The 22315-nt window shown below is 73.7% G+C and carries 18 protein-coding genes; 7 read left to right on the plus strand and 11 right to left on the minus strand.

Going from position 1 to position 22315, the window contains the following annotated elements; all coding sequences use genetic code 11:
- Nucleotides 1-73: 73 nt before the first annotated feature.
- The 9 genes from ACZ45T_RS04550 to ACZ45T_RS04590 all read right to left on the minus strand — a co-directional run bounded on the left by ACZ45T_RS04550 (nt 74) and on the right by ACZ45T_RS04590 (nt 10865).
- Nucleotides 74-1024 (minus strand): glutamate ABC transporter substrate-binding protein, encoded by a 951-nt coding sequence (locus ACZ45T_RS04550; RefSeq protein WP_468438007.1) that lies wholly within the window; start codon nt 1022-1024, stop codon nt 74-76.
- A 170-nt stretch (nt 1025-1194) separates the two neighbouring features.
- Nucleotides 1195-2604, minus strand: coding sequence for a hypothetical protein (locus ACZ45T_RS04555; protein WP_468437421.1), 1410 nt, complete (start codon nt 2602-2604; stop codon nt 1195-1197).
- Between the two features lie 224 nt (nt 2605-2828).
- A complete protein-coding gene (locus tag ACZ45T_RS04560) occupies nt 2829-3821 on the minus strand; it encodes an N-acetylglucosamine kinase (RefSeq protein WP_468437423.1) in 993 nt (330 codons plus the stop codon).
- Nucleotides 3812-5077, minus strand: coding sequence for a 6-phospho-beta-glucosidase (locus ACZ45T_RS04565; RefSeq protein WP_468437425.1), 1266 nt, complete (start codon nt 5075-5077; stop codon nt 3812-3814). The genes ACZ45T_RS04560 and ACZ45T_RS04565 overlap by 10 nt, the downstream gene beginning before the upstream one ends.
- A gap of 6 nt (nt 5078-5083) precedes the next feature.
- Nucleotides 5084-5929, minus strand: a complete 846-nt coding sequence (locus ACZ45T_RS04570; protein WP_468437427.1) for a carbohydrate ABC transporter permease — start codon at nt 5927-5929, stop codon at nt 5084-5086.
- Complete coding sequence (locus ACZ45T_RS04575; RefSeq protein WP_468437429.1) at nt 5926-6867, minus strand: carbohydrate ABC transporter permease; 942 nt, start codon at nt 6865-6867, stop codon at nt 5926-5928. Before ACZ45T_RS04575 ends, ACZ45T_RS04570 begins: the two co-directional genes overlap by 4 nt.
- Before the next feature lie 5 nt (nt 6868-6872).
- Nucleotides 6873-8213, minus strand: coding sequence for an ABC transporter substrate-binding protein (locus ACZ45T_RS04580; protein WP_468437431.1), 1341 nt, complete (start codon nt 8211-8213; stop codon nt 6873-6875).
- 160 nt (nt 8214-8373) lie between these two features.
- Entirely contained in the window at nt 8374-9639 is a 1266-nt protein-coding gene (locus ACZ45T_RS04585; RefSeq protein ID WP_468437433.1) for an ROK family transcriptional regulator, read from the minus strand.
- A gap of 149 nt (nt 9640-9788) precedes the next feature.
- The gene (locus ACZ45T_RS04590; RefSeq protein ID WP_468437435.1) at nt 9789-10865 is read right to left on the minus strand and encodes a mechanosensitive ion channel family protein; all 1077 of its coding nucleotides are present in this window, start codon (nt 10863-10865) and stop codon (nt 9789-9791) included.
- A gap of 271 nt (nt 10866-11136) precedes the next feature.
- Between ACZ45T_RS04590 and ACZ45T_RS04595 the strand changes: the two genes are divergently transcribed.
- Nucleotides 11137-11673, plus strand: coding sequence for an HNH endonuclease (locus ACZ45T_RS04595; protein ID WP_360892756.1), 537 nt, complete (start codon nt 11137-11139; stop codon nt 11671-11673).
- 78 nt (nt 11674-11751) lie between these two features.
- Here the strand turns inward: ACZ45T_RS04595 and ACZ45T_RS04600 are convergent, their stop codons facing one another.
- Nucleotides 11752-14739 (minus strand): beta-N-acetylglucosaminidase domain-containing protein, encoded by a 2988-nt coding sequence (locus tag ACZ45T_RS04600; protein WP_468437438.1) that lies wholly within the window; start codon nt 14737-14739, stop codon nt 11752-11754.
- Between the two features lie 222 nt (nt 14740-14961).
- Here ACZ45T_RS04600 and ACZ45T_RS04605 point away from each other — a divergent pair, with 222 nt between their 5' ends.
- Nucleotides 14962-17055: a 4-alpha-glucanotransferase gene (locus tag ACZ45T_RS04605; RefSeq protein ID WP_468437440.1), complete on the plus strand. Its 2094-nt coding sequence runs from the start codon at nt 14962-14964 to the stop codon at nt 17053-17055.
- A 20-nt stretch (nt 17056-17075) separates the two neighbouring features.
- Nucleotides 17076-17306, plus strand: a complete 231-nt coding sequence (locus tag ACZ45T_RS04610; protein ID WP_468437442.1) for a hypothetical protein — start codon at nt 17076-17078, stop codon at nt 17304-17306.
- A gap of 129 nt (nt 17307-17435) precedes the next feature.
- On the opposite strand, the gene ACZ45T_RS04615 is transcribed toward ACZ45T_RS04610, so the two are convergent.
- Nucleotides 17436-17930, minus strand: coding sequence for a MarR family winged helix-turn-helix transcriptional regulator (locus tag ACZ45T_RS04615; protein ID WP_468437444.1), 495 nt, complete (start codon nt 17928-17930; stop codon nt 17436-17438).
- Between the two features lie 104 nt (nt 17931-18034).
- Between ACZ45T_RS04615 and ACZ45T_RS04620 the strand changes: the two genes are divergently transcribed.
- From ACZ45T_RS04620 to ACZ45T_RS04635, 4 genes are all read left to right on the plus strand, one after another.
- On the plus strand, nt 18035-19294 hold the full coding sequence (locus tag ACZ45T_RS04620; protein WP_468437446.1) for an MFS transporter: 1260 nt from the start codon (nt 18035-18037) through the stop codon (nt 19292-19294).
- Nucleotides 19295-19404: 110 nt separating this feature from the next.
- Nucleotides 19405-20340: an EamA family transporter gene (locus ACZ45T_RS04625; protein ID WP_468437448.1), complete on the plus strand. Its 936-nt coding sequence runs from the start codon at nt 19405-19407 to the stop codon at nt 20338-20340.
- Nucleotides 20341-20380: 40 nt separating this feature from the next.
- The gene (locus ACZ45T_RS04630) at nt 20381-21310 is read left to right on the plus strand and encodes a DMT family transporter (RefSeq protein ID WP_468437450.1); all 930 of its coding nucleotides are present in this window, start codon (nt 20381-20383) and stop codon (nt 21308-21310) included.
- Nucleotides 21311-21320: 10 nt separating this feature from the next.
- Entirely contained in the window at nt 21321-22223 is a 903-nt protein-coding gene (locus ACZ45T_RS04635; protein WP_468437452.1) for a LysR family transcriptional regulator, read from the plus strand.
- Nucleotides 22224-22315: the final 92 nt, after the last annotated feature.

Below are 22315 nucleotides of genomic sequence, written 5' to 3' on the forward strand. Positions count from 1 at the left end.
TCCGTGTCCGACTCCGTGTCCGACCTCGCGCCCGGTCCTGCGCCCCCACCCGTGCCCGGAACCGCCACCGGCCTCAGCCGTCCCGGTACTTGGGCGCGGGCGGCGCCGCCACACCGGGCAGCACCAGCTCGAGGTGCTTGCGGTACGAGTTCATCCACGGGCTGCCGCTGCCGCCCGCGCGGTAGTTCTCCAGCACCTTGTTGACCCGGCGGACCAGATCGGAGGCGTCCTTGTTCATCGCCACACCGTAGAACTCGCGGGTGAAGGGCGAGCCCACCAGCCGTACCGAGGGGTCCTGCGCGGCCTGCCCGGCCGCGAGGGCGTTGTCCGTGATGATGCCGTCGACCTCGCCGAGCTGGAGCCGGACCAGGCAGTCCAGCTGGTTGGCCACCGTGACCGGCACCGAGCCGTACGACTGGGCCTTCAGCGCCGCCTCCGCCGTGGAACCGGCGGCGAAGCAGATCCGCTGGTCCTTCAGCGAGGCGTCGTAACCGGTGATCGGCGAACCCTTGGGGGCCAGCACCTGCTGCCCGGCCTCGAAGTAGGCCGTCGAGAAGGCCACGTCCTCCAGCCGCTTGCAGTTGATGGTCATGGTCCGCACGACGATGTCGACACGGCCCTCCTGGAGGGCCGGGATCCGCTGGCTCGTGGGGATGGCCCGGTAGATGACCGCGTTCTCGTCGCCCAGGATGTCCTTGGCGATGGCCTTGACCAGGTCGATGTCGAAGCCGTCGAGACGGCCCTCGGCGGCCTGGTTGCGGTAGCCCCAGCGGAAGCTGTTCTGGTCCACGCCGGCGACGAGCTTGCCCGCCGCCTTGATCCGCGCGATGGTCGCCCCGTCCACGTCGGACGGGCGCAGGCTGGCCTCGGGGTCCGGGCAGGTGTCGGAGGGCACCCACGGCGCGGCCGGGGCCGCCGCCATCGACGCGGGCTTGCGGACCGCCGCCGGGCCGCCGGTCTCCGGCGTCGCGTGGGCCAGCGGCAGCAGCGCCACCGCGGCCGTCATCGCGCAGGCCGCGGCCATCGCGCTCACCCCGCCCCAGCCGCGCAGCCGGCCCGCGGCCCGGCGCAGCCCGGACACCGGGACCGGAGCCGCCCCGTGCGCCGCGTGGAGCGCGGGGCCTTCGTACGCCTCGGGGCCCGCGTACCCCTCGTGGCCTTCGGCGGCCCGCCTCGCTCGTATCCGCATCGCTCTCACCTGTACTCCGAAAGCCTGCGCCCGATACCGAGCAGAGCCGCCGCCGCACCGACGACCACCAGGGCCGCCGAGCCCACCATCAGACCGCCCAGCGCGCCGAGCCCGTCCCGGGCCGCCCGGGTGAACTCCCGCTGCTCGTGGGCCACCGCCCGCTCCAGGGAGGCGTCCACCGTGTCGAAGGCGGCCCCGCTGCTCTCCTTGTGCTGCTCGTCCCCGACGACCTGGGGCAGCGCGGCCTCGTAGTCCCCCTTCAAGTCCGCCTCCCGAGCCGCCGTGTGCCGCTGCTTCCACTGCTTCACGCCGTCCACGGCCTGGCTCACGGGCGCCCGCCCGGCCTCGTCGTCGGCCAGCCGCAGCGCGGTCGCCAGCCCGGCGTCCAACTGCTTCATGTTGTTCGTGAAGTCCACGTCGTACTTGTCGGACTTCTTGTCCTCCGCCAGTACGGCGCCCCGCGCGATCAGCGTCAGGTTCTCACCGGCCCGCGCCTGGAGGGAGGCGATCCGGGCGTCGTTGAGCACCTTCATCGACTCCTGCCCGTCCGCGCGGGCCTCACTCAGCGAGGACCGCGCCACCGTCTGCCCCACGGACAGCCACAGCAGCACCACCACCGAAGCGGCTGTCGCGGCCACCAGCCCGTGGTTGAAGACCCGGTTCGTGTGCCGGTAGTTGCGCCGCTGCACCCACACCAGGGCGGCGATCGCGAGCAGGCCCGTACCGAGCGAGGCCAGCGGCCAGGAACGGGCGTCGTCGTGGTCCGTGTACAGCCGGGCGGTCTCCGCCTCGTACAGCCGCTGCGCGGCGGGCAGCAGCTGGGTGGTCATCTGTTCGTTGGCGTAGCGGAGATAGGCACCGCCCAGCGGCAGCCCCTGCTTGTTGGTGGCCCGGGCCTGCTCGATCAGGCCGGTGTAGCGCGGCAGCTGCTCGCTGAGCAGGGTGATCTGCTCGCGGGAGTCCGCATTGCCGCCGGCGTTGGCGGCCGCGCTCACCAGCAGTTTGGAGGCGTTGGCGATGTCCTTCTCGTACCGCTGGCGGACCTCGCGCGGCTCCTGGGCACCCAGGAGGAAGCCGCTGGAGGAGGTCGTGTCGGCGTCCGCGAGGGAGCGGTAGATGCTCGCCGCGTCCGCGCTCAGCGGCTGGCTGCGGCCCACCACGTCGTCGGCGGCGGATGCCCGGTCGGAGATCTGCACCACGCTCACCGCCCCGAACAGCACGATCAGGGCGGCCAGTGCGGCGCCGATGATCCGCAGCCGGCCGGGCTCGGTGGTCGCGGCCTCGCGCAGTCGCTCCACGCCCTCGGCCCAGGCGGTGCTCCGCCCGGGCGGCCCGTCGGGCGGCGGCGCCGACGCCGCGGCGGGCGGCACGGAGACACCGCCCCCGGGCGCGGGCGCACGTGATGTGATCGCCACCGTGACCTCCCCCTCGGTCCTGTCGTCCCCCCGGGCCACCGCCGGAAGGTACCCCCTGCGCAGCAGTATGGCCGTAGTGCCGGTCGGCCACAGCACCTGGTGCCGGATCCCGGGCGATCCACTCCCGCGGGCGCCCCCGTCACCCCTTCACTCCTTCGCTCCTTCACCGTCAATACGTCTGCGCGAGCGCCACGGTTCCAGACCCGGCGCTCCCAGGGGCGGGTTCACCCGAAGTGGGCACGGAGTTTTCCGTAGGCCTCGGGCGGGGAGCCGAGCGCGTCCAGGCCCAGCAGGCCCGCGCCCAGTACCGGTGGGGCCGTGACCACGCGGATCCGGGCCCGCGGGGCCCGGTCGGCGAGGGCCGCCGCGATGCGGTCGTCCAACTGCGGGTGCCGGGCCGCCAGCACGCTGCCGCCCAGCACCACGGGCACCTCCTCGCCCAGCAGGCCCAGGCGGCCCAGCGCCACCGAGGCCATGACCACGACCTCGTCCGCCTGCCGGTCCACCAGCGACCGTGCCACCGGGTCCCCCGCCGCCGCCACCGCGAACAGCACCGGGGTGAGCTCGTGCCGCCGCCCGGCCGGGATGCTGCCCAGGTGCAGCGCCTCGATCAGCGAGGCCATCGAATCGTGGCCCAGGTGGGCGGGCAGCGCCCGGGCCAGCTCCGTCGCCTCGCCCCGGCCGTCCTCGGCCCGGGCCGCGAACCACAGGGCCTCCTTCGCCAGTCCGCCCCCGCCGCCCCAGTCGCCGGAGATCCGGCCGATCGCGGGGAAACGCGCGGTCCGCCCGTCCGGGGTCATCCCGACGCAGTTGATGCCGGCCCCGCACACCACCGCGACGCCCCGGGGTTCGTCCACACCGGCCCGCAGGATCGCGAAGGTGTCGTTGCGCACCGCGGTGGCCGCGCCCCAGCCGCGCGCCCCGATCGCCTCCGCGAGCCGGCGCTCCTCCACCGGCAGGTCGGCGTTGGCCAGGCACGCCGACACCTGGGCGGCGTACGGGGATCCGGGCCGGGGCGCGGGCAGTCCGGCGGCCGCCGCGGCTTCGGCGGCGGCCTGCCCGAGGACGTCCACCGCCGCCTCGACGCCGTGCCGCGGGGGCTGGAAGCCCCCGGACCGGCCGGTGCCCAGCACCGTGCCGTCGGCGGCGATCAGCGCCACGTCCGTCTTGCTGTTGCCCGCGTCGACCGCGAGGACGGCGGGCCGGCTCACGCCCACGGCAGGTGCTCCTTGTTGTGCGCGAGGAGCCGGTCCGTCAGCCCTTCGGCCAGGTCGAACTGGCCGATCAGCGGGTGCGCCAGCAGCGCCTTGGCGACCCGCTCGCGGCCGCCGCGCAGCGCCGCGTCCAGCGCTAGGTCCTCGTACGCCGTCACGTGCGAGATCAGCCCGGCGTACAGGGGGTCGAGCCGGGGCACCGGCAGCGGCACGGGTCCGGAGCCGTCGACGCGTGCCTGGACCTCGATGACCGCGTCGTCGGGGAGGAACGGCAGGGTGCCGTTGTTGAGGGTGTTGACGACCTGGACCGGGGAGCCGCCGTCGCCCAGCAGGGCGGCCGCCAGGTCCACGGCCGCCTCCGAGTAGAAGGCCCCGCCCCGCTCGGCCAGCAGCGCCGGCTTCTCGTCCAGCGCGGGGTCCGCGTACAGGGCGAGCAGTTCCCGCTCCATCGCCGCGACCTCGGCGGCCCGCGAGGGCTTGCTCCCGAGTTCCCGTACGACCTGGTCGTGGGCGTAGAAGTAGCGCAGGTAGTACGACGGTACGACGCCGAGCCGGTCCAGGACCGCGCGCGGCAGGCGCAGGTCCGCGGCGATGGCCTCGCCGTGCGCGGCGAGCAGGTCCGCCAGCAGGTCCTCGCCGCCCGGGCCGCCCCGGCGCACGCCCAGCTCCCAGGTGAGGTGGTTGAGCCCCACGTGGTCCAGGTGGATGTCGGCCGGCGCCAGGTCCAGCAGCGCCGCGAACTTCCGCTGGAGGCCGATGGCGACGTTGCACAGCCCGACCGCCTTGTGGCCGGCCTGGAGCAGGGCCCGGGTGACGATCCCGACCGGGTTGGTGAAGTCGATGATCCACGCGTCCGGGCTGGCCCGCCGGACCCGCTCGGCGATGTCGAGGACCACCGGGACGGTGCGCAGCGCCTTGGCGAGGCCGCCCGCGCCCGTGGTCTCCTGGCCGACGCAGCCGCACTCCAGCGGCCACGTCTCGTCCTGCAGCCGGGCCGCCTGACCGCCGATGCGCAGCTGGATCAGGACCGCGTCGGCCCCGGCGACTCCCGCGTCGAGGTCGGAGGTGGTGCTGACGCGCCCCGGGTGCCCCTGCCGGGCGAGGATCCGCCGGGCCAAGGCGCCGATCAGCTCCAGCCGGTCGGCGGCGGGGTCGATCAGCACCAGCTCGCTGACCGGCAGGGTGTCGCGCAGCCTTGCGAAGCCGTCGATCAGCTCGGGGGTGTAGGTGGAACCGCCGCCCACCACTGCGAGTTTCATCCGTTGTCAGCCTTTCACGCCGGTCAGGGTGACTCCCTCGACGAACGCCTTCTGGGCGAAGAAGAAGAGGACGATCACCGGGGCCATGACCAGCACGGTCGCGGCCATGGTCAGGTTCCAGTTGGTGTGGTGCGCCCCCTTGAAGGACTCCAGTCCGTAACTGAGGGTCCAGGCGGCCGGGTTGTCGGAGGCGTAGATCTGAGGGCCGAAGTAGTCGTTCCAGGCGGCGAAGAACTGGAACAGCGCGACGGCGGCGATACCGGGCCGGGCCATCGGCAGGACGACGCGCAGCAGGGTGCGGACCTCGCCGCAGCCGTCGACGCGGGCCGCGTCCAGGTACTCGTCGGGGATGGTCAGGAGGAACTGGCGGAGCAGGAAGATGGAGAAGGCGTCGCCGAACGCCATCGGGATGATCAGCGGCCACAGGGTGCCCGACAGGTCGAGCTGCTTGGCCCAGAAGAGGTACATCGGGATGACCACCACCTGGGGCGGCAGCATCATCATGGCGATCACGAGCAGCAGCGAGAGCCGCCGCCCGCGGAAGCGGAACTTGGCGAGGGCGTACGCGACGGGCACGGAGGAGACCACGGTCAACAGGGTGCCGAGTCCGGCGTACAACAGGGTGTTGCGCCACCAGGTCAGGAAGCCCGGGGTGTGCCACACCGTGGCGTAGTTGCCCCACTCCCAGGTGTCCGGCCACAGGTCGCGCGTCAGGGCCTGCCGGTCCCCCATCAGGGAGGTGAGGAAGAGGAAGACGAAGGGGAGGACGAAGAAGAGGGCGGCGGCCACGCCGAGCGAGTGCACCCCGATCCAGTGCAGTACGGCCCTGCGGCCACTGCTGCGCGTGCTCATTCGCTTGCTCCGATCAGTCCGCCGCGGCGCCGCATCAGGAGCGCGGTGAAGGCCATGGACAGGGCGAACAGGACGAGCGCGACGACACACGCGGTGCCGTAGTCGAAGCGCTGGAAACCGAGGTTGTAGACGAGCTGCGGAAGGGTCAGGGTGGACTTGTCGGGGTAGCCGGGCTCGAACTGCTGGCCCGAGCCGCCGATCACCCCGGCCGCCACCTTTCCCGCCACGAGCGGCTGGGCGTAGTACTGCATGGCCTGGATGATCCCGGTGACCACCGCGAAGAGGATGATCGGCGAGATGTTCGGCAGGGTGATGTGGCGCAGCCGCGCCCAGGCCCCGGCCCCGTCGAGCTCGGCGGCCTCGTACTGCTCCTTCGGTACGTCGAGCAGCGCGGCCATGAAGATGACCATCAGGTCGCCCACCCCCCACAGCGCGAGGGCGGTCAGTGCGGGTTTGGACCAGTCGGCGTCGGTGAACCAGCCGGGGGTGGGCAGTCCCACCGAGTCCAGCAAGGTGTTGACGGGGCCGGTGCCGGGGTTGAGCAGGAAGACGAAGGCCAGGGTCGCGGCGACCGGCGGTGCCAGGTAGGGCAGGTAGAACAGGGTCCGGAAGATCCCGGCCCCCGTCTTGATCTTCGTGATGAGCAGGCCGATGCCGAGGCCGAAGAGGACCCGGCAGGTGACCATCACCGCGACCAGCCACAGGGTGTTGCGGATGGCCGGCCAGAACAGCGGATAGTCCGTGAAGACGTAGCTCCAGTTGTCCAGGCCGTTGAAGGCGGGCTGCCGGAAGCCGTCGTACTTGGTGAAGGAGAAGTACACGGTGGACAGGAGCGGGTAGGCGAAGAAGACGCAGAACCCGATCAGCCAGGGCGACATGAAGGCCGCGGTGCGCAGGGCGGAGCGGCGGCGCTTCGTCCGCAGGGTGGGGGAGGTCATCGGGGCTACTTGGCCTTCGCGATGTCCGTGTCGATCTGCTGGTCGGTCTTGGCGAGACCGGCCGGGATGTCGGTGGCCTCGCCCTTCTCGACCGCGTACGCGAAGTCCGTGAAGGTCAGCTGGTAGGTGCCGCCGTCGGCCTGGGCGGGGGTGGTGCTGGACTTGGGGTGCCGCGCGATGTCGAGGAAGGTCTTGAACTCCGGGCTCACCTGGAGCTTCGGGGACTCCAGGGCCGCCAGTGTGGAGGGCACGTTGTGGATGGCGTTGGCGAAGGCCACGACCGCCTCGGTGTCGGTGGTCATGTACTTGACCAGCTCCCAGGCCGCGTTCTGCTTCTTGCTGCCCGCGGCGATGCCCATGATCGTGCCGGCGAGGTAGCCCTTGCCGTAGTCGGCGGCCTGGTCGTCGGGGACGGGCAGCGGGGCGGTGCCGATCTCGAAGGCGACACCGGCCTCCTTGGCCATCGGGGCCCGCCACTCGCCGTCGATCTGCATGGCCACCTGGCCGGTGTGGAAGGGGTGTTCGGCGCTCCACTCGTCGCCGAAGGTGTTGCGGAACCGCTCCAGCTTCTCGTAGCCGCCGAGCTTGGCCACCAGGTCCCGCTGCGCGGTCAGCATCTTCGCGAAGGCGGGGTCCCGGGCCAGGTTGGACTTGCCGTCGGCGCCAAAGTAGGCGGGTCCCCACTGCGCGGCGAGCCGCATGGGGGTGGTCTCGTAGCCGTGGAAGGTGGGCATCAGGCCGACCTGCTCGTACGAGTGGCCCGACGAGTCCGCCTTGGTCAGCTTCTGCGCGACCTCGGTGAACTGGCTCCACGTTTTGGGGGGTTCGGTGATGCCGGCGGCCGCGAAGGCGGTCTTGTTGTAGACGAGGCCGTAGGCGTCGTTGAGCAGCGGCAGCGTGCACTGGTTGCCGTCGAACTGGGTGTATTCGAGCAGGGTCTTGGGGAAGACCTTGGTCTTGTCGACCCCGGACTTCTGGAGGAAGGGGTTCAGGTCGGTGAAGGCGCGGGAGTTGCAGAACTTGCCGACGCTGTCGGTGGTGAAGGAGGAGACCACGTCGGGGGCCTTGTCCCCGCCCGCGCGCAGCGCCTGGTTGATCTTGTCGTCGGTCATGTTGCCCGTGACCTGGACCTTGATGTTCGGGTGGGCCTGCGTGAAGCGGGCGATGTTCTCCTCGATCGCCTTGACCTCGCCCGGCGCGGACCAGCCGTGCCAGAAGTTGAGGGTGACGTCCGCCTTCGGGTCGTCGGCGGCGGTGTCGGCGCTCTGGCCCGTACAGGCGGTGGCGAGCGCGGATATCGCGGCGAGGACGGCGGCTGCGGTGGTCAGGCGTCCGGATCTGGGCATGGCGGGGCTCACTCTCTGCGGGAGGAACGTTCCGTGGGGGGTGCCGGTGCGGGGGGTTGTGCTGGTGTGGGGTGCCGGTGGGGGCTGGCGTGAGGCCGGGGTGGGGCCGGTGTCGGGGTTGGGGCCGGTGTCGGGGTGGCGGGCGCGGGGGACGGGTCGGTCAGCGGGAGGTGTCGAACACTTCGTCGCGGGTGGCGGAGAGCGCGCTCTCCAGCGCGCCGTGCAGGACGGGCCGCTCCAGGACCTCGCCGGGGACCAGGCGCGGCCGGGAAGGGGCCAGTTCGGCCAGCTCGGCCTCCAGCAGCGCGCGCAGCGGCTCGCCGCCCGCGCTGATGGCGGCCCCGGACAGGACCACGATCTCCGGGTCCAGTACGGCGACGAGCGAGGCGAGACCGGTGGCGAGCGCGGTGGCGTACGACTCCAGGAAGCGCAGGTGCGGCCCCTCGGGCGTGGCGGCAGCCCGCGTGAGCAGCGCGACGGCGGCGGCGACCTCCGGGCTGTGCGGGCCCTGCGGCGCGTCGGAGGCGTCGGAGGCGTCGGAGGCGTCGGGCGCGTCGGTGCCCGGCCCGGGCCCGGCGGCCTCGACGCCCAGCTCCGCGGCGAGCCCGGGCAGGACCTCCACCCCGGCCAGCTCCTGGTAGCCGCCGGAGTTGGCCCGGGTGACCTGGCGGACCAGGGGGCGGCCCGGTACGGGCAGGAAGCCCACCTCGCCCGCGCCGCCGGTCCAGCCGCGGTGCAGCCGGCCGCCGAGCACCAGCGCGGCGCCGAGGCCCTCCTCGTTCCACAGCAGGACGAAGTCCTCGTGGCCGCGGGCCGCGCCGAGGCGCTGTTCCGCGACGGCGGCGAGGTTGACGTCGTTCTCGTACCCGACGGGCATCGGCAGGGCCGCCGCCAGGTCTTCGAGGAGGGTGGGGGAGTGCCAGCCGGGGAGGTGGCTGGCGTAGCGCAGGCGACCGGTCTGGGGGTCGAAGGCGCCCGGCGTGGCGATGACCACCCGGCGCAGGTCGGAGCGGTGCAGTCCGGCCGCCGCGACGGCCCCGTCGAGGGCCGCGGTCACCTGGTCGACGGCCTGGGCGCCCTCGGTGTACGGGACCTCGTGGGTGGCGGTCACCGTGCCGGTGAGGTCGGCGACGGCCGCCAGCACGCGCCCGGGGGTGACGTCGAGGCCGCCGACGTACGCGGCCCGCGGGTTGATCGCGTACAGCTGGGCGCTGGGGCCGGGGCGGCCGCCGTCGGTGCCGGTGGCCACGACGAGTCCGGCGGTTTCCAGGCGGGCCAGCAGCTGGGAGGCGGTGGGCTTGGACAGCCCGGTCAGGTGCCCGATGCGGGTCCGGGACAGCGGGCCGTGCGTCAGCAGGAGTTCGAGTGCGGCCCGGTCGTTCATGGCGCGCAACAGGCTGGGCGTTCCGGGCGTGGCGGCGGGCATGGAGCGGTCTCTCCCTCACCGAGGTGAACCTTCGTGGACTGTTAGGTAAGTTTCCTATTGCTGTCTGAGCTGTGTCAATGCCGCTGCCCCGCAGGAATGACCTGCGGGGCAGACGGGGTCTCGTGTGTCGCGTCGTGGTGCCTGTGCGGCTACTTGGCGATCCGAGGACCGGTCGGCGGGATCGGGGCGGTGGCCAGCGACTGCGGGGAGGCCGGGTTCGCCAGCGCGGACGGCGGGGCGACGGCGGCCGACGGGTCCGCCGGGGCCTCCTCCTCGTCCGAGGCCGGCAGCCCGCCGATGATGCGGATGCCCGCCGCGTCGAAGGCCTCCTTGATGCGCCAGCGCAGCTCCCGCTCCACCGCGAACTGCTGCCCCGGCATCGTCTTCGCGGACACCTTCACGGTCATCGAGGCGAGCAGCACCTCGTCCAGGCCCAGCAGCTCCACCGGACCCCACAGGCGCTCGTTCCACGGGGATTCCTTCGCCAGGGTGTCGGCGACGTCCTGGACCACCTCGCGGATCCGGGTCATGCTCTCCGTGGGCTTGACCTGGACGGCCACGCCCGCGGTCGCCCAGCCCTGGCTGAGGTTGCCGATCCGCTTGATCTCGCCGTTGCGTACGTACCAGATCTCGCCGTTGTCCCCGCGGAGCTTGGTCACCCGCAGCCCGACCTCGACGACCTCGCCCGAGGCCACACCCGCGTCGATCTTGTCGCCGACGCCGTACTGGTCTTCCATGATCATGAAGACGCCGGACAGGAAGTCCGTCACCAGGTTCCGGGCGCCGAAACCGATGGCCACACCGGCCACACCGGCGCTCGCCAGGAGCGGGGCCAGATCGATCTTCAGGGCCGCTAGGACCATCAGCGCGGCCGTGCCGAGGATCAGGAAGGAAGCCACCGACCGCAGTACCGAGCCGATCGCCTCCGAACGCTGGCGCCGCCGCTCGGCATTGACCAGCAGGCCACCGAGCGCGGTGCCCTCGACCGCCTCGGCGCTGGTGTTCATCCGGTTGATCAGCTTGGTCAGCGCCTTGCGGACCACCGAGCGCAGCGCCGCCGCGATCACGACGATCAGCAGGATCCGCAGGCCGATGCTCAGCCAGGTGGCCCAGTTCTGCTCTATGAAGCTCGCGGCCTCGGTGACGCTCGTCTGCGCCTCCTTGACCGAGGCGGGCGCGTCCGGGACTTCGGCTGCCAGCGGCAGCGGAGCGGCGGGCCAGGGCACGACGGGAACCTCCAGGTATAGCGGTCTGCCCGCGGAACGGTGTGCGGGGCAGACCAACCACACTAACGGGGCAATGCCTTCACCATGTTTGCCGAGGGGGCCCGTGTTCGAGGGAGAGACGAGGCTCACCTGGGGATGACTGGACTGTGGTTGAAAACACCCCGGACCCGTTACGGGCGAGTGGTGGCGCTTCGACCAGCCGTAAGGAGAGACTGGAAGGCAGATCGTCCCGGCGCGAGCCACGCGCCGCCGGCGTACAAGGAGGCAGTCCGTGCCGCACGTCCTGGTCCTCAACGCGTCGTACGAGCCCCTCGGCGTCGTACCGCTCCGCCGCGCGCTCGTCCTCGTCCTGGAGAACAAGGCTGTCTCCCTGGAGGAATCCGGCGCCTATCTGCACAGCGCGACAAGGGTCGTCCCCGCTCCCAGCGTGGTCCGGCTCAAGCGCTTCGTGCGGGTCCCCTACCGGGGGCCCGTTCCACTCACCCGGCGCGCCCTGTTCGCGCGGGACGGCGGTCGCTGCATGTACTGCGGCGCCGTCGCCACCAGCGTCGACCACGTCATCCCGCGCAGCCGGGGCGGTCAGCACGCCTGGGACAACGTCGTCGCCGCGTGCCGCCGCTGCAACCACGTCAAGGCCGACCGGCACCTGCTGGAACTCGGCTGGCGCCTGCGCCACCAGCCGGCCCCTCCCTCGGGCCTGGCCTGGCGGATCATCGGCACGGGGCACCGCGATCCCCGCTGGATGCCGTACCTCCAGCCGTACGGGGCGCAGGACGCGCTGGAGCGGATCGGTGTCGCGGCGTCCTAGCAGGCCCTGCGGCCCGGCTTCCTGGGGCTCCGCCCCGCACCCCACGTGCGGGGCGGAGCCCCAGGCCTTTGAGGCGGGCTACGGCGTGACCGCGTACGCCTCCGCCGACCACAGCGAGGAGCCGAAGCGCGTCGCGCGGCGTTCGCACGTCACGCGGATGAAGCGCGTGTCCGGCGCGTCCAGGCGCAGGGATTCGCGACCGCCTGCCGAGGCCGCCACGGTGACCGCCGTGCGCCAGGTCACGCCGTCCGTGGAGGTCTCCACCCGGTACGCGGACGGGTACGCCTCCTGCCAGTGCAGCTCCAGCCGGCCGATCCGGGCCGGGGCGGGCAGCTGCGCCTGCCACCACGCGCCGTCCACCGCCGGTGAGGACCAGCGGGTGGTGGCGGAGCCGTCCACGGCCGCGGAGGCCGGGAAATCGGCGGTCTCGTCCGCCGAGGAGGACGCCCGCGCGGTGCGCAGCAGGTCCGGCCCGCCGGTACGGACCACCGCGCGCACGGTCAGCGTGCGGGTCTCCCCGTCGAAGGCCACCGGGACCTGGTAGCTGCCCGGCGGGGTCGTCGGCGCGACGACGACCTCCAGCGGGATCGAGACCTGGCCGCCGCGCGGGGCCACCGCGACCTGTGGGAGGCGGACTTCGATGCCCGCCGGCGGCCGCGCCGTCAGCGGCCCGCGGACCTCGCCGGAGCCGAGGGCGGAGAGCTGCGCCGAGACCCGCTGCGGGGCGCCGCCGATCTCGGCGTCGGCCACGGCCCCGTCCGCCAGCTCGAAGCGGGCCCGCGGGCCGTCCCCGAACCACGGCACCACCTGGTGCACGGCCGGAGCGGCCCCGGCCCCGGCCCAGGACAGCCGTACCGCGTCCGCGCGCAGCCCCGCCGTGTCCACCTGGGTCCAGCCCGACGCCGCGGCGTCGGCGACCTTGCGCCAGCCCTCGCCCGGTACGTGGGCCTCGACCGCCGCGCCCCGCGTCCCCGCCGGGAGCGGGTCCGTCATCACCGTCACCGCCGACACCGGGCGCGCCGCCTCCAGCCGTACCGTCCAGGCCTCGGCCTCCTTCGTCACCGTGCCCGTGGTGCGGGCGACCCCGGTCCAGGCGTCGGCCTCCGCCGCCGCCTTCTTCAGGAAGGGCTCCAGGACGGCCTTGTCCACCCGGGCCGTCCCCGGCTCCGCCAGGGCCTCGCGGGCTTCGGCCAGGGCCCGGGCGGCCTGCCAGGCGGCCGCCCCGTCACCGCGGGCCTGGGCCTGGAGGACGTCCACGGCCAGTTCGCCCGCGGTTCCGTAGCGCGCCAGCCGCTCCAGCCAGGGCCCCGCCTCGGCCGACAGGCCCGGCAGCCGGCCCGGGGCCTCGCGCAGCACCGTGAACGCCTTGCGCAGCTCGGCCCCGGCCGCCGGATCGCCCGCGGCGCGGGCCTTCCAGAACTGCTCGACCAGCGGCTTCAGATACGCCGACTCCTCCAGCTTCAGCCCCGAGGAGGCGGTGTTCCCGGCCAGCGCCGCCACCGCCTCCCGCGTCCGCGGGTCGGGGCCCGCCAGCTCGCGCACCGCCGCCGCCCAGGACTCCCCGGCCCGGTAACCGCGCGGATTCCACGCGAAGTCCGCCGCCGTGAAGAGCGGGATCCGGGACAGGGTGCCCTGCGGCATCGCGTTGGCCAGCAGCGCCGCGGAGCCGCCCGCCACCGCCGGCTCGCGGCCCGCGTACGGGCCGAGGAAGATCCGGCCCGGGTCCCAGTCGTTCACCGGGTAGTTGTCCATGGTGACCAGCCGGTGCCCCAGGGCGGAGCGCGCCCCGGCGAGTTCCTTGCCCGTGATGGTGCGCGGGACCACGCCCACGCCCGTCCAGGCCACCTCCACCCGCGCGTCCAACGCGCCCGCCAGGGCGGTCCGGTAGGCGGTGGCGCCCTCCTGGTAGAACTCCGTCGGCAGCAGCGACAGCGCGGGCGCCCCCGGATACCGGGCGGCCAGGTGCGCGGCCAGCCGGCCCGCGACCTCCGCGTGCGCCTTCGCGGCCGCCGCCGGGCCCTTCCCGTACCGCTCCCGGTCGGCCCGGCAGCCCCACTCGGTGTAGCTGACGTCCTGGAACTGCACCTGGAAGGCGCGGAAGCCGAGGTCCCACATCGCGTCCAGCTTGCGTGCGAGCGCCGCCCGGTCGGCCTCCGAGGACAGGCACATCGACTGTCCGGGGGCCACCGCCCAGGCCAGGACGACCCGGTTGGCGCGGGCCCGTTCGGCCAGCGCGCGGAACTCCTCCTGCCGCTCCTGCGGGTAGTCCTGGCGCCAGGCCGTCGTGCGGTACGGGTCGTCGCCGGGCGCGAGCAGCAGCCGGTTCTGCTTGGTGCGGCCCATGAAGTCGAGCTGCGCGAGGCGCTGTTCCCGCGTCCACGGCTCCCCGTAGAAGCCCTCGGTGATCCCGCGCACGGGCGCGGCCGGCCAGTCCCGCACCAGTACCCCGGGCACCTTCCCGCCGCCGCCCGCGAGCAGCTGGCGCAGCGTCTGCGCCGCGTGGAACAGCCCCGCCTCCCCTACGCCGGCCAGTGCGACCGTGTCCCGGCCGCCGGGCCGCCCCACGGCCAGCCGGTAGCCCCCGTCGGGCAGGTCCCCGGCCGCGGCCGCGCCGAGCGCCCGCAGCGCCTCCTCCGCGCCCGTGTCCTGGAGCCGTACGACCGTGCCCCGCTCGGGCAGCGGCGCCCCGGGAGCGGGCTCGTGGAGGGTGCGTACGCCCGCCCCGCGCAAGGCGTCCCGTACCACCTGGACCGCGTACGGGTCGGCGTCGGCCGGCGCCAGCAGCACGGCCTCCGCGCCCAGCGGCACCTCGCGCGCCGCGTCGGCGGCCATCGCCTGCGGCCGGGGCCACACGGCGGGCCCCTCGGAGGCCGTGCGGGGGATGTCGGCGCCGGGGTCGAGCACGGGCACCGGGGCGTCCCCGGAGGCCGGTTCACGGGCCGGCCGGTCCGGTGCGGAGGGCGCGGCGAGGGCCCCCGGCGGCGCCGCGGCCACGGCGCCGCCCAGCAACGACCCGATCACGGCGATGGCGGCTGCCGTCGCCCGCTTCCTGCCCCTGAGCTGCACAGAGCCTCCTCGTCCCGAGACGTCACCCACTCGTACGAATGAGCCCGAGCCCACCACCCGTGCGGCGGGAGTGTCAATGCGGGTGGGTGATCTCACCCGGAAATGCCAGGAATGCGGTGCCCCGGACTGGGTAGGGCTGCGGTGTTCCCCGGCCGTGTCCCAGGGTGCTCGCCCGGTGTTGACCGGACGCTGACCCACCCTCATGCACAAAGGAGTGCGTCCATGGACGACCTGGCCCGGCTCGCGAACCTGCACCGTGTGGCCACCGCCTACCAGCCCGCCGCGGACGTCACCGTCCAGGTGCCGCGGGCCACGGTCGCCACCGTGCTCGGGATGCTCGGCGTGGTGACCGACACCCCCGAGGACATCCGGGTGTGCCTGGCGGAGGCCGAAGGCCAGGCGCGGGCGCGGCTGTTGCCGAACGTGCTGGTGTGGTGGGCGGGTTCGCCGCCGCCGGCCGAACTGTCCGCGCTGCCGACGGGAACGCGGATCCGCGTCGAGCTGGAGGACGCGGAGGCAGGGAAGGCAGGGAAGGGAACCGAGGGGCCGGCGGGGCTGGACGGGCCGGAGGTCGTCGAAGGGATCAGCGGCCCCCGCGGGCCGCTTCCCGAGGGGCTGCCGCTGGGCGTCCACCGGATCGCCGTCGCCACGCCGGACGGGCGGACCGCCGAGGCCACGGTGATCATGGCCCCGGACCGGGCCCCGGCCGCGCCCGAGCGGGCCCACGGACTGCTCGTCCAGCTCTACTCCCTGCTCTCCGAGCGCTCCTGGGGCATGGGTGACCTCGGCGACCTCGCGGACCTCGCCCGCTGGGCCGGCCGGACCCACGGCGCCGGCTTCATCCAGGTCAACCCGCTGCACGCGGCCGTGCCCGGCACCCCGACCGACCCCTCCCCGTACCGGCCGTCCTCGCGCCGCTTCCCCGATCCGGTGCACCTGCGGATCGAGGACGTCCCGGAGTACGCCGACTGCCCGGACCGCGCGGCCCTCGCCGAACTCGCCGGGCGGGGCGCGGAGCTGCGCCGCGAGGTGCTGGAGAAGGGCGCGCTGATCGACCGGGACGCCGTCTGGGCGCTCAAGCGGGCCGCCCTGGAGCTGCTGTACGCCGTCCCGCGCACGCCCGAACGCGAGGCCGCCTACGGGGAGTTCCGCGCCGCGCAGGGCCCGTCGCTGGACCGGCACGCCGCCTGGTGCGCGGCCGCGGCGGGCGAGGACCCCGGGGAGCGGGCCGATTTCCACCGCTGGCTGGTCTGGCTGACGGACACCCAGCTCGCCGCCGCCCAGCGGGCCGCCCGGGAGGCCGGCATGGCCGTCGGCATCGTGCACGACCTCGCCGTCGGGGTGCATCCCGACGGCTCGGACACCCGCACCGGCTGCTTCCACGCCCGGGGCATCTCCGTCGGGGCCCCGCCGGACGCCTTCAACGCGCGCGGCCAGGACTGGGGGCTGCCGCCCTGGCGCCCGGACGTGCTGGCCGCCACCGGCTACGCGCCCTTCAGGTCCCTGCTGCGCGGGGTGTTCCGCTACGCCGGCGCGCTGCGGATCGACCACGTCATGGGCCTGTTCAGGCTTTGGTGGATCCCGGAGGGCACCCCGCCCGCCGGGGGTACGTACGTGGGCTACGACGGCGAGGCCATGCTGGCGGTCCTGGTCCTGGAGGCCCACCGGGCCGGCGCCCTGGTCATCGGCGAGGACCTCGGGACGGTGGAGCCGCGGGTCCGTCAGGAGCTGGCCCGGCGCGGGGTGCTCGGCACCTCGGTGCTCTGGTTCGAGCGGGACTGGGCGGGCGACGGCAGCCCGCTCGCGCCGGGGGCCTGGCGGGCCGACTGCCTGGCCACCGCCACCACCCACGACCTGCCGCCCACGGCCGCCAAACTCGCCGGGGGTCATGTGGAACTGCGCGACCGGCTCGGGCTGCTCACCCGTCCGGCCGAGCGTGAACGGGCCGAGGACGCCGCCGACACCGCCGAGTGGCTGGAGCTGCTGGACCGGCTCGGCCTGGATACCAAGGGCGAGGAGGCCGCCGTACAGGCGCTGTACGCCTTCCTGCTGCGCACGCCCGCGCGGCTGGTCGGCGTATGGCTGCCGGACGCGGTGGGGGACCGGCGGCCGCAGAACCTGCCGGGCACCTCGGACCAGTACCCCAATTGGCGGCTGCCGCTCGCCGATGCCGGGGGGCGGCCGCTGACCCTGGAGGAACTGGCCGCCTCGCCCCGGGCGAACGCGCTGCTGGGGGCGGTGCGCGAGGGTGCGCGGCAGGGCGTACGGGAGGGCGCGCGGCCCCGTACGGCACCCCCGGGCGCGCGCCCCGTTTAGGTGTTCGCTACGTTTGCACCGTGGACAAGAAGAACGCTCTGCGCGCCGGCGCCGTCACGGCCGGAACGACGCTGATGATGCTGCTGATGACGTCTCCCGCCCTCGCGGTGACCCGCGACGACGGTGACGACCCGGGCCCGGGCCTGAGCATTGGCGAGACGCTCGGCCTGTACGTGGCCGCGCCGATCGTGCTGTTCCTGGTCATCGCGGGTCTCGTGATGGTCGGCGACAAGTCGCGCAAGCAGCAGTAACGCCGGCTGACGCACGTCAGCCGACACGGGCCGACCCCGCCGGGGTCCCCGTAAGACTTCCGGGCGCCGGGGGTCCGCACGCCGATTCCGTTTCGGCCGTGCGTCGACCCCCGGCGCCTTGTCGTGTCCTCAGATGCCGGCCATCAGCTTGCGGAGCAGGCCGGTGAGTACGTCGACCTCCTCCTCGCTCAGCCCGGTGAGCGCGGCGCGCTGCACCTCCAGGCCGGCGGCCACGGCCTCGTCGATGAGCGCCAGGCCGCGGTCGGTGATCGTCACCTGGAGCCCCCGCCGGTCGTGCGGATCGGGCTTGCGGCAGAGCAGCCCGGCCTTCTCCAGCTTGTCCAGACGCCCGGTCATGCCGCCCGTGGTGAGCATGAGCGTGGCCGACAGCTGGCGCGGCGAGAGCGTGTACGGGGCGCCGGAGCGGCGCAGCGTGGCGACGACGTCGAACTCCCCGCGCGAGATGCCGAAGCGGGCGTAGGCCCGTTCCATCTCGTCGCCCATGGCCCGGGCGATCCGGTAGATGCGGCCGAAGACGGCCATGGGGTCGGTGTTCAGGTCCGGGCGCACCACGTGCCACTGGGCGGTGATGGCGTCGACGGCGTCCTTGTTGGCCTCGGTCATGGCCGCAGTATCCAGCCTTCCTCAACTCGTTCGCAAGAAAGTTGCTTGACGGAAAGTAGCTTAGAGGTAAGCTACTTTCCGTCGATCTACTTCGGGGGGAAGCAATGGAAACGAGAGTCGCGGGCGAGCGGGCCCTGCTCACCGGCATCGGCATCAGCGCGGTCGGGATCGGCATGTACATCCCCTTCTCGCTGGTCTTCTTCCACCACGTCACCGGCCTCTCCTTCGCCCTCGTCGGCCTGGTCATGACGGTGACGGGAGTGGCGGGGCTGACCTTCATGCCGCTGGCCGGCTCGGCCGTCGACCGGTTCGGCGCCAAGCGGGTCAACCTGGTGCTCTACGCGATACGGGCGCTCGGCTTCGCCCTCTACCCCTTCGCGAGCTCCCTGCCCGCCTTCGCCGCCGTGGCCCTGGTCACCGCGCTCGCCGACCGGTCCTTCGGCGTCGTCCAGCAGTCCCTGATCGGGGAGGTGGCGCGCGGCGCCGCCCGCGACCGGCTCCAGGCGTCCACGCGGGCCCTGCAGAACGCCGGGATGGGCGCGGGCGCCCTGATCGTCTCCGGAGTGCTGGCGCTGTGGGGGACCGGCGGATTCACCTACACCGCCTGGGGCAACTCGCTGGCCTTCGCCCTCGCCGGACTGCTCGTCAGCCGGGTCCGCCCGGTCCGCGACACCGCGACCGGCTCCGCCAAGCGGGCGCCCGCCGGATACCGGATGGTCCTGCGCGACCGCCCCTTCCTCGGGCTCACCGCCGCCAACTTCCTCACCGCGCTGGGCTACTCCGCCCTCTCCGTCCTCTTCCCGCTCTACCTCTCCACCTGGCTGGCGGCCCCCGACTCCCTCACCGGAGCCGCCTTCACCCTCAACACCGCCCTGTGCGCCGGGATCGGCGTGCTGATCGCCGGCCGGGTCCGCCGCTCCGGCGCCCGCCGCACCCGCTCGGCAGCCCTGGGCGCCCTGCTCTTCGCCGCCGCCTTCGTCGGGCAGATCGTGCTCGGCACGCTGCGCCCCGGCCAGAGCGTCACCCTGGTCGCCCTGCTGGTCATCGTCGTCGTCTACACCCTTGGCGAGCTGGTGCACAGCCCCTCCGGCGGCGCCCTGTCGGTCTCCGCCGCCCCCGAAGCCGTCCGCGGCCGCTACCTCGCCACCTACCAGCTGTCCTACTCGCTGGCCAGCGCCCTCGCCCCCTCCCTCTTCACCGCCCTGCTCGCCGTCGACGGCCGCCTGCCCTGGGCCGTGCTCACCGTCGCCGCCCTCGGCGCCGCCCTGGCGCTGGTCCGGCTGGAGCCGCACCTGCCGGCCGAGGCCGTGCACGCCGAGCCGCCGGTCACGGCCACCCCGCGCACGCCGGTACCCGCCGCCTGAGCCGGCCGCCTGAGCCGGCCGCCTGAACCCGGCGCCCGAGTCGGCCGCCGAGCCCGCCGCCCGAGTCCCGTACGGTCCCGCGTTCCTCACCCGCCCGAGGAGTTCCCGCCATGAAGCGCTTCGCCACCGTCGCCCTGACCGCCCTCGCCCCCGTCTCCTGGGGCTCGACCTACTTCGTGGCCAGCGAACTGCTGCCGCCCGACCGGCCGCTGTTCACCGGCGTCATGCGGGCCCTGCCCGCCGGACTGCTGCTGACCGCCCTGGCCCGGACCCTGCCCAAGGGCCGGTGGTGGTGGAAGTCCGCCGTCCTCGGCACCCTCAACATCGGCGCCTTCTTCCCGCTGCTGTTCCTCTCCGCCTACCGGCTGCCCGGAGGAGTCGCGGCCGTACTGGGCTCCGCCGGCCCGCTGTTCGTCGTGGGGCTCGCCGCCCTCCTCCTCGGGGAGCGCGCGAGAGTCCGTACCGTCCTCGCGGCCGTCGTGGCGGCGCTCGGGGTGAGCATGGTCGTGCTCACCGCCGAGGCGAAGCTGGACGTCATCGGGATCGTCGCCGGTGTGGTCTCCTCGGCCTCCATGGGCGCGGGCACCGTCATGACCAAGCGCTGGGGGCGCCCCGAAGGAGTGGGTCCCCTCGCCATGACCGGCTGGCAGCTCACCGCGGGCGGGCTGTTCATCATCCCGGTCGCCGTCCTCGTCGAGGGCGCTCCGCCCGCGCTCGACGGCAACGCCCTCCTCGGCTACGGCTACATGATGCTGATCAACACGGGCATCGCGTACTGGCTCTGGTTCCGCGGCATCGGACAGCTCAGCGCCACCTCGGTCACCCTGCTCGGCCCGCTCTCCCCGCTCACCGCCGCCGTCATCGGCTGGGCCGCCCTCGGGCAGGCGCTGTCGCCCGTACAGCTCGCCGGGATGGCCATCGCCTTCGGGGCCACCGTCGCCGGGCAGCTGGCGGCGGCCGCCCGGGAGCCCGAACCGTTCACTTCTGCTGAACGAATCGATCAAAACATTTCGATGGACCTGACTGATGAGCGGGTGCGACCGTAGTCCCACGCACTTCAGACCGACCCCGAGGGGGAGACACACAGTGGCCGTCATGGACCGCGTCCGTACCGTTTCGCACGCCGAGCCCGGCAGCACGGGGAAGAAGGGTGCCGCCGGGCTCGGCGTACTCCTCGCCCTGCTCGCGACGGTCGTCTGGTCCGGCAGCTTCGTCGCCACCCGGGGAATGGCCGAGACCGTCCCGCCCGTCCAGGCGGTCTTCTGGCGCTGGATCATCGCCCTGATCGCCGTCGCCCCCTTCGCCGCCCGCCAGGCCTGGCAGCAGCGGGCCCTGATCCGGCAGCACCTCGGCTACATCGCCCTCGCCTCGCTGTTCGGCGTCGCCCTCTACAACACCCTCGTGCACCAGGCCGGACTGACCACCTCCGCCTCCAACATGGGCATGATCATGGCCGCCTCGCCCGTCATCATGGCGCTCTACGCCCGCCTCGGCGGCGAACGGCTCGGCAAGCGGCGGACCTTCGGAATGCTGCTCGCCGCCTTCGGCGTGCTGATGCTCGTCGGGGACGGCTCCCTCGGCTTCGACTTCGGCGCCGGCGACCTGTGGATGTTCGGCGCCGCCCTCTCCTTCGCCACGTACAGCGCCCTGCTGCGGCGCAAGCCCGCCGAACTCGGCGGACTGGCCTTCCTGATCACCACCTTCGTGCTCGGCGCGCTGATGCTGGCCCCCGTCTACGCCGTCTCCGTCACCGTCCAGGGCGGCTTCGAGATCACCGCCGGGACCGTCGGACCGCTGCTGTACGTCGGGGTGTTCTCCTCGGCCGTCGCCTTCTTCGCCTGGAACAAGGCCATCTCGATCATCGGGGCGGCCCGCGCCGGAGTCGTCTACTACCTCCAGCCGGTGTGCGTGGCCGGACTCGGCTTCCTGCTGCTGGGCGAGGAGACCGGCCCGGCGCAGCTGCTGTGCATGGCGCTGATCCTCGGCGGAGTCGGGCTCGGGAGCGCCCGGCGGTAGGTTCGGCCCCATGACCGAGTGGGACATCAAGAAGCTGCGGATCCTGCGGACCCTCGCCGAACGGGGCACCGTGACCGCGACGGCCGAGGCGCTGCACATGACGCCCTCGGCCGTTTCGCAGCAGCTGACCAACCTCGCCCGGGGGCTGGGCGTCGTACTGCTGGAGGCACAGGGCCGGCGGGTCCGGCTCACCGACGCGGCCCACCTCGTACTGCGGCACGCGGAGGTGGTGTTCGCGCAGCTGGAGCGGGCCGACGCGGAGCTGGCCGGGTACCTCGCCGGGGACGCGGGGGAGGTACGGGTCGGCGCCTTCTCCACCGCCGTACCGGTGCTCGTGGTCCCGGCGGTGGCGGCGCTGCGCCGGGCCCACCCGGGAGTGGAGGTCCGGGTCAGGGAGACCGAGGCCGCGGAGTCGTACGAGCTCCTGTCGGCCGGGGGCGTGGACCTGGCGCTGTCACTGGCGGCCCACGCGCCGACCGCGCGCGATCCCCGGTTCACCCGGGTCACCCTGCTGGAGGACCCGCTGGACGTGGCCCTCCCGCCGGACCATCCGCTCGCCGCCGCGGCGGACCTGCGGCTGGCCGATCTGTCCGGGGATCCGTGGATCTACGGGGGCAGCGGGCCCTGGTCGGAGATCGCCGTGGGCGCGTGCGAGGCGGCGGGCTTCGTCCCGGAGCAGGCGCACTCGGCCTCCGGCTGGACGGCCATCCTGGCCATGGTCGAGGCGGGGATGGGCGTGGCGCTGGTCCCGCGGATGGTGTCGAGCCGCGCCTCGGGCGTGGCGGTGCGGGTCCTCACCCACGACCGCCCGACCCGTCACGTGATCGCGGCGGTCCGCCGGGGCGCCGAGTCCGCTCCCGCGGTGGCCCACGTCCTCGCCGCCCTCCGGGCCGTCGCCGGGGCCGGGCGGTAGTGCCTGCGCGGCGCCGCTGCTGGGGCTCCGCCCCAGACCCCGCGCCTCAAACGCCGGCGAGGCTGAAATACAGCCCCGCCGGCGTTTGAGGC

The sequence above is a fragment of the Streptomyces sp. NPDC030995 genome, assembly GCF_055571215.1.

Coding starts and splice junctions, on each gene's coding strand:
- ACZ45T_RS04550 (WP_468438007.1), bottom strand. CDS start 1,024: ATGGCCGCGGCCTGCGCGATGACGGCCGCGGTGGCGCTGCTGCCGCTG.
- ACZ45T_RS04565 (WP_468437425.1), bottom strand. CDS start 5,077: ATGAAACTCGCAGTGGTGGGCGGCGGTTCCACCTACACCCCCGAGCTG.
- ACZ45T_RS04570 (WP_468437427.1), bottom strand. CDS start 5,929: ATGAGCACGCGCAGCAGTGGCCGCAGGGCCGTACTGCACTGGATCGGG.
- ACZ45T_RS04575 (WP_468437429.1), bottom strand. CDS start 6,867: ATGACCTCCCCCACCCTGCGGACGAAGCGCCGCCGCTCCGCCCTGCGC.
- ACZ45T_RS04580 (WP_468437431.1), bottom strand. CDS start 8,213: ATGCCCAGATCCGGACGCCTGACCACCGCAGCCGCCGTCCTCGCCGCG.
- ACZ45T_RS04585 (WP_468437433.1), bottom strand. CDS start 9,639: ATGCCCGCCGCCACGCCCGGAACGCCCAGCCTGTTGCGCGCCATGAAC.
- ACZ45T_RS04605 (WP_468437440.1), top strand. CDS start 14,962: ATGGACGACCTGGCCCGGCTCGCGAACCTGCACCGTGTGGCCACCGCC.
- ACZ45T_RS04615 (WP_468437444.1), bottom strand. CDS start 17,930: ATGACCGAGGCCAACAAGGACGCCGTCGACGCCATCACCGCCCAGTGG.
- ACZ45T_RS04620 (WP_468437446.1), top strand. CDS start 18,035: ATGGAAACGAGAGTCGCGGGCGAGCGGGCCCTGCTCACCGGCATCGGC.
- ACZ45T_RS04625 (WP_468437448.1), top strand. CDS start 19,405: ATGAAGCGCTTCGCCACCGTCGCCCTGACCGCCCTCGCCCCCGTCTCC.
- ACZ45T_RS04635 (WP_468437452.1), top strand. CDS start 21,321: ATGACCGAGTGGGACATCAAGAAGCTGCGGATCCTGCGGACCCTCGCC.